Annotated in this window: 1 protein-coding gene; it reads left to right on the top strand. The window is 42.8% G+C overall.

Features of this window, described 5'->3' with window-relative positions; genetic code table 11:
• Positions 1-556 (top strand): MBG domain-containing protein (locus OQX61_RS24240; RefSeq protein ID WP_265844426.1); only part of this gene is annotated, 556 nt, incomplete at both ends.

Genomic DNA, 556 nt, shown 5'->3' with positions numbered 1-556 from the left:
TTTGTCTACTCCTTTAGCAACCGGCGATTCTTTTACCGGCAAATTGGCTAGAACTGCAGGAACTGCTGTAGGAAGCTATCCTGTTAACCAGGGAAACCTGGCTTTAGGTTCAAATTACGACCTTAATTTTACTGCTGCAGATTTAACGATTACCCCAAAAGCTATCGCCATTACTGCAGTAGGCAAGGCTAAAAATTATGGCGAAAACGACCCTGCATTTGAGTACAATTTTAGTCCATTGGTATCACCTGATGTGATTACCGGAACATTGACAAGAGTACCAGGAGAAAATGAAGGTACTTATAACTTTGAACTGGGAACACTAAACGCAGGTACAAATTATACCCTGAACTTAAGCCCGCTGCCTCAATTTACAATCAATAAGGCTTCAATCACGGTAACACCAATTACGGCAAGTATTCAATATGGTGATGCAGAACCTGTAATCGGTTATAACTTTACACCTGCGCTTAACCCTGGTGATACCTTTACAGGAGCATTGGCCAGAGCCCCTGGAAATACCCCAAATTCTTACCTGATCAACCAGGGTACCCTG

Source organism: Pedobacter sp. PLR (genome assembly GCF_026239675.1).
Lineage (GTDB): Bacteria > Bacteroidota > Bacteroidia > Sphingobacteriales > Sphingobacteriaceae > Pedobacter.
This window is presented reverse-complemented; position numbering and strand designations above follow the sequence as displayed.